This window comes from Nocardia fusca NBRC 14340 (genome assembly GCF_001618425.1).
Taxonomy (GTDB): Bacteria; Actinomycetota; Actinomycetes; order Mycobacteriales; family Mycobacteriaceae; genus Nocardia; species Nocardia fusca.
Map to the genome: position 1 here is coordinate 183,559 of NZ_BDCU01000023.1, position 17,839 is coordinate 201,397.

Below are 17,839 nucleotides of genomic sequence, written 5' to 3' on the forward strand. Positions count from 1 at the left end.
CCCCCAAGTTGGTTCGCTACCCTGCTCGTTTCCGCATTCTCCCAGGAGATCGCGGGTTGCGTGCCCTCGCGCCGGCCAGCAGAATGCAGGTCGAACTGTACGACATGTTCGTGCTTGCCTCTACACTGAGCCCGAACATCGCATGGCCACAAGGGGGATCTCGTTCGATGACCACTGTCCGTTTTCAGCGGCGTGCGCGCCGGGAGGTTCCACGGACACCGGGCGGCGAGGTCACCCTGCAACCGCCCCCTGAGATCCCCCGGGTGACACCGGGAAATCTGCTGGGCAAGCTCATGCCGGTCGTGATGATCATCGGCATGGTCGGGATGATGGCGCTGATGTTCACCCAGGGTGGTGGTATCGCGTCGAATCCGATGTCGTTGATGTTCCCGATGATGATGATGGTCTCGATGGTCGGGATGTTCGCCGGCCAGGGCAACGGTAAGGGTGCCAAGGCGGCCGAGGCCAACGAGGACCGCAAGGACTACCTGCGCTACCTCGACCAGGTTCGTAAGGATGTCGGTGTCACCGCGGCCGAGCAGCGGGCCGCGGTGGAGTGGAGTCATCCGGAGCCGGGACTGGTCTGGATGCTCGCGGGCACCTCCCGGATGTGGGAGCGCCGGCCCAGCGACAAGGACTTCTGCCATGTCCGCATCGGCATCGGCGGGCAGCGTCTGGCCACCCGTCTGGTCGCCCCGGAAACCGGGCCGGTGGAGGAGCTCGAACCGATCGCCGCGGTCTCGCTGCGCCGCTTCGTCCGCGCGCATTCCACGGTGCCCGATCTGCCCACCGCCATCGCGGTGAAGGGTTTCGCCACCATCGCCCTCGACGGCGACCGGGCCCAGGCCCGGGACATGGTGCGCGCGATGCTGGTCCAGCTGGCCATGTTCCACGGCCCGGACCAGGTACTCACCGCGATCGTCTGCGGTCCCGACACCAGTGCGGAATGGGAATGGACCAAATGGCTGCCGCACACCCAGCATCCGGACGCCCAGGACGGCGTCGGCACCCAGCGCATGTTCTTCGGTTCGATCCGCGAGATGATGACCGGCCTCGCCCCGATCCTCGGCAACCGGGTCCGCTACTCCCGTAACCAGCCCACCAATTCCGCCATGGTGCATGTGGTGATCGTGGTGGACGGCGGTCTGCTCGAAGCCGAAGAGGACCAGCTGCGCGAATCCGGTTACGAGGGCGTCACCGTCATCGACCTGTGCGGATACGCACCGCGCCTGGCGGTATCGCGCGGAATCGGCCTGACCATCCGCAACGGTGAATGCCTGGGCCGCGGCGCCACCGGTAACCAGGAGCGTTTCGCAGTCATCGACCGGATCAGCCGGGAACAGGCCCAGCAGGTGGCCCGCCGCCTCGCCCCGTACCGCGCGGCCACCCAGCGCAGCAGTGATGTCGAGGTCACCGAAGGGGAGACCATCAACACCTGGGCGCAACTGATGGGTCTGGGCGATATCGGTTCCTTCAATCCCGAGAGCGCGTGGCGGCCCCGCTACGGCCGGGAGCGGTTGCGGGTGCCGTTCGGTGTCGGCGCCGACGGGCTGCCCGTCGTCCTGGATATCAAGGAAGCCGCCGAATCCGGGATGGGTCCGCACGGTCTGTGCATCGGCGCCACCGGTTCCGGTAAATCCGAATTCCTGCGCACCCTGGTGCTCAGTCTGCTCGCCACCCATTCGCCGGACCAGCTGAACCTGGTCCTTGTCGACTTCAAGGGTGGCGCGACCTTCCTCGGCCTCGACGGTGTTCCGCACGTTGCGGCCGTCATCACCAACCTGGAAGAGGAAGCCGACCTCGTCGACCGTATGCGCGATGCCCTGGCCGGCGAGATGAACCGCCGCCAGGAAGTGCTGCGCCAGGCCGGTAACTTCGCGAACGTCTCCGAATACGAGAAGGCCCGGGCCGCCGGTGCCGATCTCGATCCGCTGCCCGCGCTGTTCGTGGTGCTCGACGAGTTCTCCGAACTGCTCACCCAGCACCCCGATTTCGCGGAGCTGTTCGTGATGATCGGCCGCCTGGGCCGCTCGCTGCACGTCCATCTGCTGCTCGCCTCGCAGCGGTTGGAGGAGGGCAAGCTCAAGGGCCTGGAATCGCATCTGTCCTACCGCATCGGCCTGAAGACCTTCTCCGCCAACGAATCACGCCAGGTACTCGGCGTTCCGGACGCCTACAACCTCCCGAACAATCCCGGCGGTGGCTACCTGAAATCGGATTCGGGCGAGATCCAGCGATTCCAGGCTTCCTACGTCTCCGGCCCGTATGTGGGTGGCGGGCCGCAGCGCGATATCGCGGTGGCGACGCGGGCCGGCGAAATCGATATCACCGCCCGGCCGTTCCTGGCCAAACATGTCGAATTCCGCGCGGTGGACAGGGTACCGCTGGCCCCCGAACCGCTCGACGATCCGGAGCCGCTGGTCGAGGACGGCGAACAGATCTCCAATATCGGCATGCTGGTGGCCCGGATCCGCGGCCACGGCCGTCCCGCCCACGAGATCTGGTTGCCGCCGCTGGACGCCGCCCCGTCGCTGGACGAGCTCGTTCCGCGCTCGATTCTCACCGGCGAGTACAGCGCGCAGGCCGGTCTGCGCGCACCGATCGGTATCGTCGACCGCCCCTACGACCAGCGGCGCGATCCCCTGGTGGTGGATCTGTCCGGCGCTCGCGGCAATGTGGCCGTGGTCGGTGGCCCGCAGTCGGGTAAATCGACCATGCTGCGCACACTGATCATGGCGATGTCGCTGACCCATACCGCCGAACAGGTGCAGTTCTACTGCCTGGACTTCGGCGGTGGCACCCTCGCCAGTCTCGAGGGCCTGCCGCATGTCGGTTCGGTGGCCGGCCGGTTGGACCACGACAAGGTCCGCCGCACCGTCGCCGAGATGACCACCATCGTGCGCACCCGTGAACTGCGCTTCCGCCAGCTCGGCATCGAGTCGATGTCGGAGTTCCGCCGCCTGCGCGCCGGCGACCCGGCGAGCAGCCAGGCCGCTACCGGCGCGCACGAGGATCCCTTCGGCGACGTCTTCCTGGTGATCGATGGTTTCGGCTCGATCCGCCAGGATTTCGAGCCGCTGGAACAGGCGATCATGAACCTCGCGGTCCAGGGCCTGTCCTACGGTGTGCACGTCGTGATCGCGCTCTCGCGCTGGATGGAGGCCCGGCCGCAGCTCAAGGACCAGATCGGTACCCGGCTGGAACTGCGCCTCGGCGATCCGGCAGATTCCGAGTTCGGCCGCAAGGTCGCGGCGCTGGTTCCGCAGGGTCGGCCGGGTCGCGGTATGACCCCCGAAAGCCTGCACATGCTCACCGCGCTGCCCCGGGTGGACGGATCCTCCGAGGCCGAGGATCTCGGTCGCGGCGTCGCCGATGCGGTCGCGCGACTCCAGCAGGCGACTCCCGGACGCCCCGCACCGCAGGTCCGGATGCTGCCCGAACAACTCGACCGGGAACAGTTCGTCCGGGCGATCGGACCCTGGCAGGGCCCGGCGGACCGGCGCAATGTCGCGATTCCCATCGGTATCAACGAATCCGAACTCGCGCCCGTTTTCCTCAATTTCGACGACAACCCGCACTTCCTGATCTTCGGCGATACCGAATGCGGGAAGTCGACGCTGCTGCGCAATATCGTCAGCGGCATCGTCGAATCCAATGCGCGCGACAAGGCGGCGCTCATCCTGGTCGATTTCCGGCGCACCATGCTCGGCTACTTCGACCAGGAACGCCTGGCGGCCTACGCGACCGGCGCCGAGGGCCTGACCACGAATATGCGTGACCTCGCCGCCCTGTTGCGGACCCGGATGCCCGGCCCGAACGTCACCCCGCAGGAGCTGCGCGACCGCTCCTGGTGGACCGGACCGGATCTGTTCGTGATCGTCGACGACTACGACCTGGTCTCCAGCGGATCCAGTGGCAACCCGCTCGCGCAGATCGTCGATTACCTCGCGCACGCCAAGGACATCGGCCTGCATCTGATCATCGCGCGTCGCTCCGGCGGCGCGGGCCGGGCGCTGTACGAGCCGGTGATCTCCCGGATGCGCGATTTGGCCACGCCGGGTCTGATCATGAGCGGCAGCCGGGAAGAGGGCGGCCTGCTCGGGAACGTGCGGCCCAGTGCCATGCCGCCGGGCCGTGGCACCCTGGTCGGGCGTTCGGGTAACGACCTCATCCAGACATCGTGGATGCCGACGCAGTAATGCCGGTGGCCGAGATCGCGCTGACCGAGACACGGCTGTGGGCGTGGAGCGCGAACACCCATACCGATCTGACCCCTTCGGTCGTGCCCACCGGTGACGGCCGCAGTCTGGTGGTGGGCGAACCGCTGGCCCCGCCCTCCATCGCGGTGTCGCCGGTGCAGTTGGTCACCGCCGACCGCATCGCCTACGACCCGGGTATGCCGACGCCCGAGGAAGCATTGAGCGCGGTGTTCGGTCATACGCTCGCCCAGCTGCGTATACCGACACCGTGTGAGCGGCTCATCGTCGTGCACCCGACCGAATGGGACCCGCATCGGCTGACCGTTCTGGAATCCGCGGCCCGCCGCCACAGCGGTCACGTGACGCTGGAGACGATCGCTGTCCGGGCGGTCGCCGCCGGGCGGCGGCTACGCGATGTGCGCACCGTGGTCCTCGAATTCGGACCGCTGTCGACCACCGCGTCCACGGTGGTTCCGGCGGAGGGCGGTCCGCGGCTCGAATACTGCGAACACGAGCCGGTACTGGCCGCTGCCGAGATCGCGGCGGGCGACGACGGCCGCGCCGGTTTCGACGCGTTGCTCGAACGGCTGCTGCACGGCGGCCAGGTGAGTTCGGTGCTCGTGGTGGGCCGCACCGATGCCGGCTTCCTGGAGCGGATCGGTTCGGTGGTCGCCGACCGCTGCGGGAACGCCGAATTGGTGGTGGTGGCGGGTACGGACCTGGTGCGGGTGCCGCGGACCGATCCCGGCGGCCACCGCCCCGCCCTGCCCCCGGCCGCCGCCGAGACCGAATGGCTACAGCCCCTGCGGGAACGGGCCGCCGCGACCCGGCCACCGCGCTCCCGGACCCCGCTCTATCTCGCGGCCGCGGCCGTACTCGTCGTTGCCGTCCTGGTAGCGGCCGGTATCGGAATCGCCCGGATTTCCGGCGGCGGCTCCGATGCCGTGGCCGCCGCGCCGTCCACCACCCCGGGCCCCGACGGCGGGGACACCGACACCGCACCCGCTCCGGGCCCGGTGACCTTCGGTGCTCTCCGGCTCACGATCCCGGACGGCTGGCGGATCAAGGACTCGCCCGCTGGTTCCGAGCGTCTGGAACTGGTGCCCGAGACCGGCTTGCGGGCACGCATCATCGTGACCCAGCAGCCCGTGACATCCGATGTCGGCTATGAACGGATCGCCGCCGACCTGGAGGCGCAGATCGCCCGCCGCCCAGCGGGTTCGGTGTCCGCGATCCGCCGCGACGTGGTCTTCGCGGGCCGCCCCGGCCTGGCCTATTCCGAGCATCCAGAGGACGGATCGACCGTTGACTGGCATGTTATCGTCGAGCACAGCATCCAGATCAGTATCGGGTGCCAGTATCGGACAGGGGGGCAGGACTCGATCACACCTATCTGTGAAGACCTCGCGAACTCGCTGGATGTCAGCCGATGACCTCCGGCCGCGATATTTTCCGGAATCCTACGGAACCGATTGGGCGGGGATCGCGTCCAATCATCATGAAGGCAAGTTCGGACCGTTTGCGGACGCAGGGGGTCCGGATCCGAACTCGAGTAAGGAGATACCGTGGCGAACCCCAACGTCACTACCGACGTAGCGGCAATGGAGACAGCTGCCAAGCACGTCGAGAACGTGAATTCGCAGCTGCAGACCGAACTCGGTAACGTCCGTAACATTGTTGCCGGTTCGGCGGGGAACTGGGAAGGTTCTGCTGCCGCCACCTTCCGCAAGGTCATGGACGATTACGATTCGCAGTCCCGCAAGCTGCACGACGTCCTCGCGGAGATCGGGACCCTGATCCGTGAAAACGGCAAGGGGTACACGGCCACCGAACAGGCGAACCAGGATCGCTTGAATTCGCTCGGTGCCTCGGCCGAACTCGGCTCCAGCCTGAAGATCTGAACGCCGCCGGTTCACGAGAGTCTTAGGAGTTATTGCTATGTCGCAGATGAAGTATTCGGAAGCCCAGTTGATGGCGATGACCGGCGACCTTCGTACATCGAAGGGCCGGTTGACCGAAACCCACGACGAGCTTCAGGGCTACGTCAACGCGCTGGCCGCCGAATGGGAATCCGGTGCGCAGGAGGCCTACCGCCTCAAGCAGGCCCGGTGGGACGAGGCGCACAACGGCCTGCTCGACATCATGGAGCGTCTTGCCAAGATCGTCGAAGACGGTGCCATCGATATGACGACCACCGATAAACTGAATGCGTCGCGCTGGGCCTGATTCGATAGGCCGACCGGATGCAGCTCGAAACAACGATTGTGCCCCGAGAGCGATTCTCGAGGCACAATCGTTTTCTTTTGTCTCAGGTCAGATCATCCAGCAGTAGGTACTGCGCCGCGGTCTTCTGATGTAACTCTTGGATCTGATCGGCTCCGTCGACGAGAACGGTGTATCGGCCGTTCGTGAAAACACATCGGAATGAGCCCGTTTCTTCCGGATTCTCGGTGCAGTGGGCGCCGGGCATGCCCGGCGGCGTGTCGATTATTTCGTACGCCGGGTCGAGCCGGGAGTCCAGGTAGGCCGCGAATCGCTCGGCTGCCGCCGCATCGCTGGCGCGATAGATCTCGGTTTCTCCCCGCATCACCAGGTCGACCTGTGCGTCTTCGATCGCCCGTTTCGTCAGGTCGGGGCGTTCCGAGAAATGCAAGGCGACCGCCGGGCTCATCACCGCCTCGCTTTCCCCTTCTTCGGCGGGCAATGCGTGACGAAGGATTTCGTCGGTATCCACGGGCAGCTCCGGCAGTTTTTCGGGAGAGGTCGGACGGTATTCCCGTAGCCGCTCGAATTGCCTGTCCAGCACCGCCCGGGTCAGCTCGGCGAGTACGGTGTGATCGGGCGGTATATCCACGCCGGGCCCGATAAAAGTCTTCACGAGGTATTCGCCGTGTGCGGCCCAGGTCGATACCGAGTCGTGCTGGCCCACCTGGCCGAATGCTTCGGCATAGCCGGGTATCGCGATCGTGGCCACCGGTGGATAGCGGCCGGTCAACGCCCGGTCGGACAGATACTTCGCGGCGTGGGCCGCCTGTGCGGGCTCGGCGAACCGGAGCACCGTGAGTTCGACGGCCCGGCCCAGTGTCTGCTCCGCGCGCCGCTGCCCGGAGGTTTCCCATCCGACCCGGAAACCGGGTACCTCCACGGAGAAATTGTCGGTCAGCTCAGGGGGGTCGAGCTGGGTGTACATCTTGCGCTGGTATCGGACCCGGCCGAAGACCAGCCGGGGGTCGGTGTCCATGATCAAGGGAACGAACTCCGCGAGGCGCAATGCCTCTTGGATATCGACGTTTTCGGGTGTCCGCACCTCCGCTGCCGTGCGCGGTAACGTCCGGTAGTTGCCGGGCTGTAGTGCGGAAGTGTCCACGGCGGCGCGGTTTCCCGTGTCGTGTCCGCAGCCGGCGGCGACAATGATCGCCGCCATTGTGCACACCGCATTCGAGAGGCGCTTCGAAGTCGGCACCGCAGGATCCCCCTTTTCGTCAGTCCACCACGGCCGCAATGGATGGAACCAATTCGTCGACCAGCGTGGCCGCGGACTGGCCGGTCCACACCTGGAATGCCTGCACCGTGTTTATATCGTCGACTACAACGATTTTCGCCGAAGAGTTCAGGAACTGATTCGGTAAGCCCCCGAGGCCGCCGTTTCCGGCGACACTGTCGGACCGGGTCACGACGATGACATCCAGGGTCTTCGGCAGGGAGAAGCTCGTCGGCGCCAGGTCCCGGGGCGAGGTCTCGTTGCGGAGCGGTATGTACTCGTCGCTGTACCGGAAGCCGATATCGCGGAGGAAGTCGGCCTGCGGCGAGCCGTCCAATACCGCGGAGAACATCGAATTCCCGTAGTTGAACGCAGCAACCGTCTTGCCGGCGAATTCCGGATGGTCCGATCGGACCGCGGCCAGGTCGGGACCCGCCGAAGATCCCGATCCACCGCTGGAGACGGCATAGACGCCGGCGACGATCGCGAGTATCGCGACGACGGCTACCGCGGCGGAAAGGATGACCCGGCGTCGTCCCCGCTTACCAGGATCCGGCCGGGCGCCGGTGGCGGCATAACCGGTGCGCGGCTGCGTGGTTATCTCCTCCTGCCCGGGCCGGGGTGGTGTATTCGTGACAGAGACATATCCGCCGGTGTACAACGGTCCCGAACCCGGCCCGCCCGGTGAAGCGAACTCATGGCCCGGGCCGGGGGCGCGGTACGAGTCCGGCCCGCGCATGGCGGCTTCCGCGTCGGCGACGAACTCGCGGCAGGTCGGGTAGCGGTACTGCGGATTCTTCGCCAGTACCCGGGCGAATACCTGATCGAGTGCGGGCGGGAGGTCGCCACGCACGGCGGAAATTCTCGGCGGTGGTTCGTTGACGTGTCCCATCATCACAACGGCCGGCACGGTGGACGGGTACGGGTTCTGCCCGGTCAGGAGCCGGAAGAACGAGCATCCCAGGCTGTAGATATCGGAGCGGTGGTCGAGCTGCCGGCCGAGCAACTGTTCCGGTGAGGCGTATGCCACGGTGGCCATGAACTTTCCGGTCGCCGTCAGGTCCTGGCCGTCCTCGGCGGATTTCGCGACACCGAAATCGGTGAGCAGCACCCGCTCGTGGTCGTCGTCCGGGGAGTCGGACAGCAGGAAGTTGGCCGGTTTGATGTCCCGGTGCAGCAGCCGGCGCCGGTGGGCGTAGTCCAATCCCTTCGCGACCTCGGAGATGATGTGCAGGGCGCGCGGCGGCGTCATGACACCCGGGCCCTTGCCCGCCTCCTCGGAGGCATCGGTACCCGGCACGTATTTCATCGCGATCCACAGCCGGCCGTCCTCCTCGCCGCGGTTGTACACCGTGACGATATTGGGATGGTCCAGGCCGGCGGCGAGGCTCCCCTCGCGCTCGAACCGTGCGCGGAATTCCGGGTCGCCCGAGAGGTCCTCGCTGAGTATCTTGATCGCGTCCCGGCGCGGCAGGGTGGGGTGCTGGCCCAAATACACCGACCCCATCCCGCCACTACCCAGAACTCCCACTATGCGGTAGCCCCCGACAACGGCACCGGGCGGCAACGCCATTCGTTTCCTCCTCTTGCCCCGACCGGCCCGTGGTGAGCGATCGTTGCTCCGGTGCGGTCGAATTGATCCTGCCCTACGTCGCGATCCTCGGCACTGTGGCCACAGCGCTCTCGCCCATGGTGGTCAGCGACTGTTCGCGAGAATGGCGTACTGGGCGGCGAGGCCCTGGTGCAGTTCCGGGGAGGGCAGGTTGCCGAGGCCGGTGTCATCGACCAACGCCACGTAGCGGTCGTAGACGACCACACAGAAGAACGTCTGGAACAGTGCGGTGTAGTAGTCGCGCCGCACACAGCGGGCGTCGCCGAGACCGGGTGGTCCGTCGATCTGCTCGTCATATCTGCCGGGCCGGGTGAGCGCGGTCTGCAATGCGAAGGCCTGGGACAGCCCCGCGGTCCGGTAGACGGTCGCGTTGTTGCGAGCGACGAGGTCCACGCCGAAGGCCTCGTAGTCGTGGATCGCCTCGGCGTCGGGCTCCATGTGCAGGTATGCCGAGGGGCTGTAGGCGCCGAGTAGATCGCTGAAGGCGGCACTTCCCTGGAACTCGCTGGGCAGCGTCATGCTCATGATGCCGTCCGGGTCCGTGGGCAGGTCGAGCATATCGTCGGGTGGTGTGGGCGTCAGGCCCTTCAATGCGTCGAATTGCAGGTCGAGCAGCTTTGTGAACCACTCACCCACCAGTTCGGCTTCACTCGGGGGCGCCGACATGGCGGCGACCACTACGAATGGGCCTGTGGCCGCGAAGAGCGTTGCCCGGTCACGGCTGGGCCCGAGCGCGGCGAGGGCCTCGCTGTAGCCGGTGAGATCGATTCGCTGGCGTCCGGGAGTCAGCACGTCCATCGCCGTGTTGTACTCGGTCGCGGCAGTCCGGGCGTAGTCGTCGTTTCCGAACCTCAGAACGGCAAGGGCGAGGCGCTTTTCGGTTCGGGGGTTGTTGTTCGCGCGCGCGGTCACGACTCCGGACACGAAGAAGTTCTTCTCGGCAATCGGCTCGAACTCGGCGGGCAGCAGGTTCGGCGTCGGAGATGTGCCCGCGGCGATCAGTTCGGTGTCCTGGAGATACCGGAATTCCGGATCCACCCGGTAGGGCGAAACCAGGTATCCGAGCATTCGACGCGATTCGAGGGAGTAGATATCGGCGGAGGTACTGATCTCCATCTCGAAGGTCGACGGCTCGGTGGGGAACAGGCCGTGGTCCAGCTCGGTGGTGGCGACCGGCGCCACCCCGGGCCCGGCGTGACCCGGTACGGTCTGCGCGCACGCCGTGGTCACCACGGCCACGGCCGACACGAGCGCCGTCACCACATATCTCAGAACCCTTGCATGGCTACGACCGGCGCCGGTGACCATCCGTCCCTCTCATCCTGCGAGCAGCGCGTACTGGGCCGCGGTCTTCTGGTGCAGATCCTGGATCTGCGCGCCTTCCACCAGAGCGAAGAACTTGCCGGTCTGCAACAGGCAGAAAGTCGACGGCCGCTGCTCGGCCTTCCTGCTGAAACACTCGACCTTCCCGTCTGTGATGCCGGCAGGCGAATCGATCGATTCGGTGCTCCCGGCGCCCCCGGTGTCGGGCCGGAACCGCTGCCACAGTGCTTCGGCCCCGGACACTGTCCTGCTCCGCATCACCACCGATTCCGCGAGGGCGATGGCCGAGACCTGCCCTTCGGTGAGGAAGTCCAGGCTGTCTATCCCGCCGAGTGCGTACAGGGCGCCACGCCCCCGGAAAGCGCCTGGGGGACCGAGCGCTGCCATCGTCTGCTGGTTCTTCGGTAGGGCAAGGGCCAGTACCCCGTCGGGGTCCAGTGGTATCTCGGTCGACTGCTCTGCCGGTGTGGGCTCGAACTGATCGAGCAGGGGCAGCTGCACACGGAGTAGTGCCTCGGTGCGCTGGACCATGCCGGCCAGATCGGTTCGCCCGGACAAGTCGTTGAACTTGATATAGACGACATAGCGGTCGTGAGCGGTCCAGCTGCCGAGCGAGGCGGTGCCGGGACGCCAATGTGCTCTGGAACGGGGATATCCGGTGAGCGTGACGGGCCGGTTGTCGGTGTTGAAAGTGAAATCGTCGTGTTCGAGACCATCGGCGACGGTCTCCGCGGCGGCCGCATCCGGGAACATCAGCACCGCGATACTCATCTGCGCGGCGGTGCCGGGGTCACCGTCCGTGGACCAGGTATGAACCCAGCCGGTGATCAGGTCTGCGGCGACATCGTCGAAAGTATCGTTGATCACCAGGGACTGCATATCTCGCCGGTCCAGCACCACCGGCCCGCCCATACCCCGCATCGGGGTGACATAGGCCGGGTCCGCTTCGAAGGGCAATGCCACGAAATCGCCGAGCCGCTGGCCCTCTCGATAGCGTGCGGCCTTCTCGTCTTCCGCTGTGCCGTAGTGGATCGGCTCGGACGGATAGTTCCCGACGTCGAGGCCGGTCAGGTCCGGTGCGGGTCGGATCGGCTGCCCATCCACCACCGATCCGCAGGCGACAGCTCCCGCCGACAGGAGTATCGCGGCGAGGCCGGTACGGATTCGGCGCAGCGCAGAGCGCCCCGGTCTGTGCATCGCGGCCCCCTCACGAATCGTGATCCTGCGGAATCGTACTGCACGGTGTGGCGGCTCAACGGGTTACAACTGAGCGATCGGGCCGACCGGAAGTGGAGCGAGGGCAGCGGCCGGGGTCGTCCGGTGCCGGGACAGCCGGGCGACCGCTGCTGCGGAGACTGTGATCTGTGCCGTTCCACCCCTGTCACGGGGTTCGCGGACTCGTCCGTCTGGATGATGGATGGTGTGCGTTTCCGCAGGTTCGGCCTCGTCGCCGCTTCGTTGGTTGCCCTGATGCTGACCGGGTGTGGGGCCGGCGAGGATCTGGTGCCCATCCCCGAGGGGATCCCGCCCGGGCCCGGCGTCCCGGTACCCGTGATCGATATCGATGCCCCCGGCCGGACCGCCGCGCAACTGAACGCGTGGGCGGCCGGGCACGCCGGTGCGCTGGATATGCCGGTGGCCGCACTCGAGGCGTACGGGTACGCGGCGGCGGTGATGGCGCGGGCGCGGCCGGAGTGCGGGATCGGCTGGACGACGCTGGCGGGGATCGGGAGTGTGGAGAGCGATCACGGCCGGCATCGCGGGGCCGGGGTGCGTGACGACGGTCTGGTGGAGCCGTCGATCATCGGGATCCCGCTGGACGGGGCGCCGGGGGTCGCGGAGATCAGGGATACCGACGAGGGGGTGCTCGACGGGGACCGGGTGTTCGATCGGGCGGTCGGGCCGATGCAGTTCATCCCGGAGACCTGGCGCAGATGGGGTGTGGACGCCAATGGTGACGGGGTCGCCGATCCGCACAGTGTCGATGACGCGGCGCTGACCGCGGCGAGGTATCTGTGCGTGAGCGGCGGGGCCCTGGGCACCGCCGAGGGCTGGAGCCGGGCGCTGTTCACCTACAACAGGTCGGAGAGCTATATGGAAGTGGTTCGCGATCGGGCCGCGGCCTACAGCGTGGGCCGGCGCGTCTGAGGTGGCGCCGGAACTGCGGCGGGTGCTGCGGGGCGGCGGATGGACTGGCCGCAACCGGGCCTATTAGGCTCGCAATCGCACGGCTCGTCCCGATAACTACCGTGCCACCAGCCGAAGGAGTGTTGTTTTCGTGGCCATCATCGAACAGGTCGGAGCTCGCGAGATCCTGGATTCGCGCGGTAACCCCACCGTCGAGGTCGAGATCGCCCTCGACGACGGCACCCTGACCCGCGCCGCGGTGCCCTCCGGTGCCTCCACCGGCGAGCACGAGGCCGTGGAACTCCGCGACGGCGGGGATCGCTACAACGGCAAGGGCGTGCAGAAAGCTGTCGAGGGGGTGCTCGACGAGATCGCTCCGGCCGTGATCGGCCTGGACGCCGTCGAACAGCGCACCGTCGACCAGGCGCTGCTCGACCTCGATGGGACCCCGGACAAATCGCGCCTCGGCGCCAACGCGCTGCTGGGTGTCTCCCTGGCGGTTGCGCGGGCGGCCGCGGAGTCCTCGGGTCTGGAACTGTTCCGCTATCTCGGCGGACCGAACGCCCATGTGCTGCCGGTGCCCATGATGAACATCCTCAACGGCGGCGCGCACGCCGATACCGGTGTGGATGTGCAGGAGTTCATGGTGGCGCCGATCGGCGCGCCGACGTTCAAGGAATCGCTGCGCTGGGGCGCGGAGGTCTACCACGCGCTCAAGGCGGTGCTGAAGGAGAAGGGCCTGGCCACCGGCCTGGGTGACGAGGGCGGGTTCGCGCCCGATGTCGCCGGCACCAAGGAGGCACTGGACCTGATCAGCGTCGCGATCGGTAAGACCGGGCTGAAGCTGGGCCGGGATGTGGCGCTGGCGCTGGACGTGGCGGCGACCGAGTTCTACAAAGACGGTGCCTACCAGTTCGAGGGCTCCGCGCGTTCGGCCGCGGAGATGGCCACGTTCTACGCCGAACTCCGGGCCGCCTACCCGCTGGTGTCGATCGAGGATCCGCTGTCGGAGGACGACTGGGACGGCTGGGTCGCGCTCACCGACGAGATCGGCGACAAGGTGCAGCTGGTCGGCGACGACCTGTTCGTCACCAACCCGGAACGCCTCGAGGACGGTATCGCCAAGGGCGCGGCCAACGCGCTGCTGGTGAAGGTGAACCAGATCGGCACCCTCACCGAAACCCTGGACGCCGTCGAATTGGCGCACCGCAACGGGTACAAGACCATGATGTCGCACCGGTCGGGTGAAACCGAGGACACCACCATCGCCGATCTCGCGGTCGCGGTGGGCAGCGGCCAGATCAAGACCGGCGCTCCGGCGCGCAGCGAGCGGGTGGCGAAGTACAACCAGCTGCTGCGGATCGAGGACGCGCTCGGCGATTCGGCTCGCTACGCCGGTGACGTGGCCTTCCCGCGTTTCGTCTTCGAGGACTGAGGTAGATGTCGGAGCGGCGTGCGCGCGGTACCAGTCCCGCGGGACGGGGCGACCGCCGCACGTCGCGCGCGCCGTCGCGCCGCCCCACCGCCGAAGTGCACGGCGGCGCGGAGCGGGTGCGGCGCACCACCCGCCGGACCAGAGCCGGCGCGGACGGCGCCCGGGACTGGTCGGAACGGACCATCCTGGGATTGTCCGCCGGTAAGGCGATCATTCTGGCGATGGTGGTGTGCGCGCTGGCGATGACGCTGGCCGTGCCCATGCGCACCTATTTCACCCAGCGCGCCGAGGCCGATCAGCTCGCGGCCGAACGCCGGACGCTGGAGGACGATATCGACCGGCTGAAGGATCGCCGCGCCCAACAGGAGGACCCGGCCTATATCCGCTCCGAGGCGCGTGACCGGTTGCGTCTGGTGATGCCTGGCGAAACCCCCTATATCGTGCAGGTTCCGGGGATCGAAGTGCCGGCGATCCCGGATCCGCAGGCGCCCCGGCACGAACCCGACCCGTGGTACACGGATCTGTGGCGGAGCATCTCCGAACCGCCCCCCGAAACCGCAACACCCGCGCCGCAGCCGGAAGGACCCAGGTGAGTACACCCGACGACCGAGATCTGCAGATCGTCGCCGAACAGCTGGGCCGCGAACCTCGCGGGGTGCTGGCCATCGCCTACCGGACGCCCGACGGGCTGCCCGCGGTGGTCAAGACGGCGCCGAAACTTCCCGACGGCACTCCGTTCCCCACCCTCTACTACCTCACCGACCCCCGGCTGACCGCGGAGGCCAGCCGGTTGGAGTCCGCGGGTGTGATGAAGGGGATGACCGACCGGCTCGGCCGCGACACCGAACTCGCCGCCGCCTATCGTGCCGCGCACGAGAGCTATCTGGCCGAACGCGACGAGATCGAATCGCTGGGCACCGATTTCAGCGGGGGCGGTATGCCGGACCGGGTGAAATGCCTGCATGTGCTGATCGCGCACGCGCTGGCCAAGGGTCCCGGAGTCAATCCGCTCGGTGACGAGGCGGTGGCGCTGGCGGCGGCGAATGGACTGCGCGGCAGTGCGATTCCGGCGGACTGGCCGGAATACGTAGTGACGGAAGACGAAAGAGGCGCTGATGACTGACCGGGTCGCTGCCGTGGACTGCGGCACCAATTCGATCCGACTGCTGATCGCCGATATCGGCGCGGATTCGACCCTGACCGATGTGCACCGGGAGATGCGGATCGTGCGGCTCGGCAAAGGGGTCGATGCGACGGGGCGGCTGAACCCGGAGGCGATCGAACGTACTCGCGTGGCGCTGGCCGACTATGTGACGCTCATGCTGGAGCACGGGGTGAGCCGGGTCCGGATGGTCGCCACCTCCGCCACCCGCGACGCGTCGAACCGGGAGGACTTCTTCGCGATGACCCGCGCCGAACTCGGCCGGGTGGTGCCGGGCGCGAGCGCCGAGGTGATCACCGGCGACGAGGAGGCGCGGCTGTCGTTCACCGGCGCGGTCGGTGAACTGGCGGCGGCGGACGGGCCGTTCGTCGTGGTCGACCTGGGCGGCGGATCCACCGAACTCGTGGTCGGGGACGGTGACGGAGTGCAGGCGGCGTTCTCCGCCGATATCGGCTGCGTCCGGGTCACCGAGCGATGCCTGCGCGGAAATCCGCCGGAGGCCGGCGAAGTGGCCGCCGCCCGGGAGTTCGCGACCGAACGTCTCACCGAGGCGTTCACCCACGTCCCGGTGGACGGCGCGCATACCTGGGTCGGGGTGGCCGGCACCATGACCACACTCGCGGCCGTCGCGCTGGACCTGCCCGAATACGATTCGACCAAAACACATCTGGCGCGAATCGCGCTGCCGGATCTGAACGCGGTCTGCGATCGTCTGATCGGGATGAACCACGACGAGCGCGCCGCGCTCGGACCCATGCATCCGGGCCGGGTCGATGTCATCGGTGGCGGCGCGGTGATCACCGAGGTGCTGGCGGCGGAACTGCAGCGCCGGGCCGGGATCACCGAACTGGTCGTCAGCGAACACGACATCCTGGACGGGATCGCGCTCTCGATCGCCTGACCGCCCACCCGCACCCCGCCTCGGTATCGGGGCCGGGGCCGGGGTGTTCGTGAAGCTGCGGTATCGGTTCGGTCCGGTATCCCACGCGCCGGACCGGGTGCATGGGACAGTCTGAGCATGTCCGAAGTACCAGACGTCGCCGAGCGCACCTTTTTCGGTCACCCGGTCGGACTCGTCAACCTGTTCGGTGTCGAACTGTGGGAGCGTTTCTCCTTCTACGGGATGCTCACCATCCTCGGTTACTACCTGTACTACTCGGCCACCGACGGTGGTCTCGGTATGGATCAGGATGTCGCCGTCGGCCTGGTGGGTGCCTACGGCGGTCTCGTCTATCTCTCCACGATCATCGGCGGCTGGGTGTCGGACCGGCTGATCGGGATGGAGCGGACGGTCTTCTACGGCGGCGTCGTGGTGATGGCCGGGCATATCGCGCTGGCGCTGGTCCCGGGTCTCACCGGGGTGGGTGTGGGGCTGGTGCTGGTGGCGCTGGGCAGTGGCGCGTTGAAATCGAACGCGTCCGCACTGCTGGGCACCCTGTACCCGAAGGGTGATCCGCGGGTCGACGGCGGGTTCACGCTCTTCTATCTGGGGATCAATCTCGGTGCCTTCGTCGGCCCGCTGCTCACCGGGCTGCTCCAGGAGGAGTGGGGTTTCCACGCCGGCTTCGGGGCGGCCGCGGTCGGGATGGCGCTGGGACTGATCCAGTACGTGGTGTTCCGTCGCAATCTCGGCACCGCCGGACGCGAGCCCGCCGATCCGCTGCCACGTCGCGCCTACGGACCGCTCGCCGCGGTGGTGGTCGCGGCGATCCTGGTGATCGTGCTGGTACTGGTGACCGGACTGGTCACCGTGGACAACCTCCCCGATGTCACCACCGCGCTCATCGTCATCGCCGCCGCCGCGTACTTCGCCGTCCTGCTCACCCATCGCCGGGTGAGCCCGCTGGAGCGCACCCGGGTGCGGGCCTTCGTCCCGCTGTTCCTGGCCAACGTGGTGTTCTGGGCCCTGTTCCAGCAGATCTTCACCGTGCTCGCCGTGTACTCCGACGAACGGATGAACTGGAACATCTTCGGCTGGACTGCGCCCTCGAACTGGATCGGTTCGGTGGAGCCGGTGTGGATTATCGCGCTCTCGCCGCTGTTCGCGGCGCTGTGGACCAAGCTGGGGGACCGGGCGCCGACCACCCCGCGCAAGTTCGCGATCGGCGTGGTCGGGATGGGGACGGCGTTTCTGCTGTTCGTCCCACTGGCCGGGACCTCCGGCCGCTCGGTGCCGGCGCTGGCCGTGCTGTGCATCATGGCGGTGTTCGCCGTCTCGGAACTGCTGATCTCCCCGATCGGCCTCGCGGTCAGCACCCAGCTCGCCCCCGAGCATTTCCGGGCGCAGATGATGGCGCTCTATTTCCTGTCGATCGCGCTGGGGACCACATTGTCGGGAGTGCTGGCGCGGTTCTACTCGCCGGACGACGAGTTCGCCTACTTCGGGGTCACCGGTCTGGTGGCGATCGCGGCGGGCGCGGCGATTGCCGGACTGTCGTCGTGGATAACCCGTCATATGGCGGGAGTGCACTAGCGTTCCCGGTACTCGCGCCGGAATCAC

At 67.3% G+C, this 17,839-nt stretch carries 14 protein-coding genes; 10 read left to right on the forward strand and 4 right to left on the reverse strand.

Going from position 1 to position 17,839, the window contains the following annotated elements:
- Positions 1–167 precede the first annotated feature (167 nt).
- The 4 genes from eccCa (at position 168) to NF4_RS14855 (ending at position 6,425) form a co-directional block, all read left to right on the forward strand.
- A complete protein-coding gene (gene eccCa / locus NF4_RS14840; protein WP_063127917.1) occupies positions 168–4,199 on the forward strand; it encodes a type VII secretion protein EccCa in 4,032 nt (1,343 codons plus the stop codon).
- A complete protein-coding gene (locus NF4_RS14845) occupies positions 4,181–5,632 on the forward strand; it encodes a type VII secretion-associated protein (RefSeq protein ID WP_157120324.1) in 1,452 nt (483 codons plus the stop codon). Before eccCa ends, NF4_RS14845 begins: the two co-directional genes overlap by 19 nt.
- A 132-nt stretch (positions 5,633–5,764) precedes the next feature.
- Entirely contained in the window at positions 5,765–6,100 is a 336-nt protein-coding gene (locus tag NF4_RS14850) for a WXG100 family type VII secretion target (protein ID WP_157120326.1), read from the forward strand.
- 37 nt (positions 6,101–6,137) lie between these two features.
- On the forward strand, positions 6,138–6,425 hold the full coding sequence (locus NF4_RS14855) for a WXG100 family type VII secretion target (RefSeq protein WP_063127920.1): 288 nt from the start codon (positions 6,138–6,140) through the stop codon (positions 6,423–6,425).
- 82 nt (positions 6,426–6,507) lie between these two features.
- On the opposite strand, the gene NF4_RS14860 is transcribed toward NF4_RS14855, so the two are convergent.
- The 4 genes from NF4_RS14860 to NF4_RS14875 form a co-directional block, all read right to left on the reverse strand.
- On the reverse strand, positions 6,508–7,623 hold the full coding sequence (locus NF4_RS14860) for a DUF7373 family lipoprotein (protein WP_063127921.1): 1,116 nt from the start codon (positions 7,621–7,623) through the stop codon (positions 6,508–6,510).
- A gap of 58 nt (positions 7,624–7,681) precedes the next feature.
- Positions 7,682–9,253 carry a serine/threonine-protein kinase gene (locus NF4_RS14865; protein WP_063127922.1) on the reverse strand — a complete coding sequence of 524 codons (1,572 nt, stop codon included), beginning with the start codon at positions 9,251–9,253 and terminating at the stop codon, positions 7,682–7,684.
- A 123-nt stretch (positions 9,254–9,376) separates the two neighbouring features.
- Positions 9,377–10,552, reverse strand: coding sequence for a DUF7373 family lipoprotein (locus tag NF4_RS14870; protein ID WP_157120328.1), 1,176 nt, complete (start codon positions 10,550–10,552; stop codon positions 9,377–9,379).
- A 57-nt stretch (positions 10,553–10,609) separates the two neighbouring features.
- On the reverse strand, positions 10,610–11,812 hold the full coding sequence (locus NF4_RS14875) for a DUF7373 family lipoprotein (protein ID WP_063127924.1): 1,203 nt from the start codon (positions 11,810–11,812) through the stop codon (positions 10,610–10,612).
- A 216-nt stretch (positions 11,813–12,028) separates the two neighbouring features.
- Here NF4_RS14875 and NF4_RS14880 point away from each other — a divergent pair, with 216 nt between their 5' ends.
- The 6 genes from NF4_RS14880 to NF4_RS14905 all read left to right on the forward strand — a co-directional run bounded on the left by NF4_RS14880 (position 12,029) and on the right by NF4_RS14905 (position 17,812).
- Positions 12,029–12,763 (forward strand): lytic transglycosylase domain-containing protein, encoded by a 735-nt coding sequence (locus tag NF4_RS14880; protein WP_232330478.1) that lies wholly within the window; start codon positions 12,029–12,031, stop codon positions 12,761–12,763.
- Between the two features lie 130 nt (positions 12,764–12,893).
- On the forward strand, positions 12,894–14,177 hold the full coding sequence (eno, locus tag NF4_RS14885) for a phosphopyruvate hydratase (protein WP_063127925.1): 1,284 nt from the start codon (positions 12,894–12,896) through the stop codon (positions 14,175–14,177).
- 5 nt (positions 14,178–14,182) lie between these two features.
- Positions 14,183–14,770 (forward strand): FtsB family cell division protein, encoded by a 588-nt coding sequence (locus NF4_RS14890; protein ID WP_063127926.1) that lies wholly within the window; start codon positions 14,183–14,185, stop codon positions 14,768–14,770.
- Entirely contained in the window at positions 14,767–15,300 is a 534-nt protein-coding gene (locus tag NF4_RS14895; protein ID WP_063127927.1) for a DUF501 domain-containing protein, read from the forward strand. The genes NF4_RS14890 and NF4_RS14895 overlap by 4 nt, the downstream gene beginning before the upstream one ends.
- A complete protein-coding gene (locus tag NF4_RS14900) occupies positions 15,293–16,240 on the forward strand; it encodes a Ppx/GppA phosphatase family protein (RefSeq protein WP_063127928.1) in 948 nt (315 codons plus the stop codon). The genes NF4_RS14895 and NF4_RS14900 overlap by 8 nt, the downstream gene beginning before the upstream one ends.
- A 117-nt stretch (positions 16,241–16,357) precedes the next feature.
- Positions 16,358–17,812, forward strand: a complete 1,455-nt coding sequence (locus NF4_RS14905; RefSeq protein ID WP_063127929.1) for a peptide MFS transporter — start codon at positions 16,358–16,360, stop codon at positions 17,810–17,812.
- Positions 17,813–17,839 lie beyond the last annotated feature (27 nt).

Bases quoted from the DNA above. Each gene is read 5' to 3' on its own strand.
- eccCa (WP_063127917.1), top strand. From the start codon at position 168: ATGACCACTGTCCGTTTTCAGCGGCGTGCGCGCCGGGAGGTTCCACGG.
- NF4_RS14855 (WP_063127920.1), top strand. From the start codon at position 6,138: ATGTCGCAGATGAAGTATTCGGAAGCCCAGTTGATGGCGATGACCGGC.
- NF4_RS14860 (WP_063127921.1), bottom strand. From the start codon at position 7,623: ATGGCGGCGATCATTGTCGCCGCCGGCTGCGGACACGACACGGGAAAC.
- NF4_RS14865 (WP_063127922.1), bottom strand. From the start codon at position 9,253: ATGGCGTTGCCGCCCGGTGCCGTTGTCGGGGGCTACCGCATAGTGGGA.
- NF4_RS14875 (WP_063127924.1), bottom strand. From the start codon at position 11,812: ATGCACAGACCGGGGCGCTCTGCGCTGCGCCGAATCCGTACCGGCCTC.
- NF4_RS14880 (WP_232330478.1), top strand. From the start codon at position 12,029: ATGGATGGTGTGCGTTTCCGCAGGTTCGGCCTCGTCGCCGCTTCGTTG.
- NF4_RS14890 (WP_063127926.1), top strand. From the start codon at position 14,183: ATGTCGGAGCGGCGTGCGCGCGGTACCAGTCCCGCGGGACGGGGCGAC.
- NF4_RS14900 (WP_063127928.1), top strand. From the start codon at position 15,293: ATGACTGACCGGGTCGCTGCCGTGGACTGCGGCACCAATTCGATCCGA.
- NF4_RS14905 (WP_063127929.1), top strand. From the start codon at position 16,358: ATGTCCGAAGTACCAGACGTCGCCGAGCGCACCTTTTTCGGTCACCCG.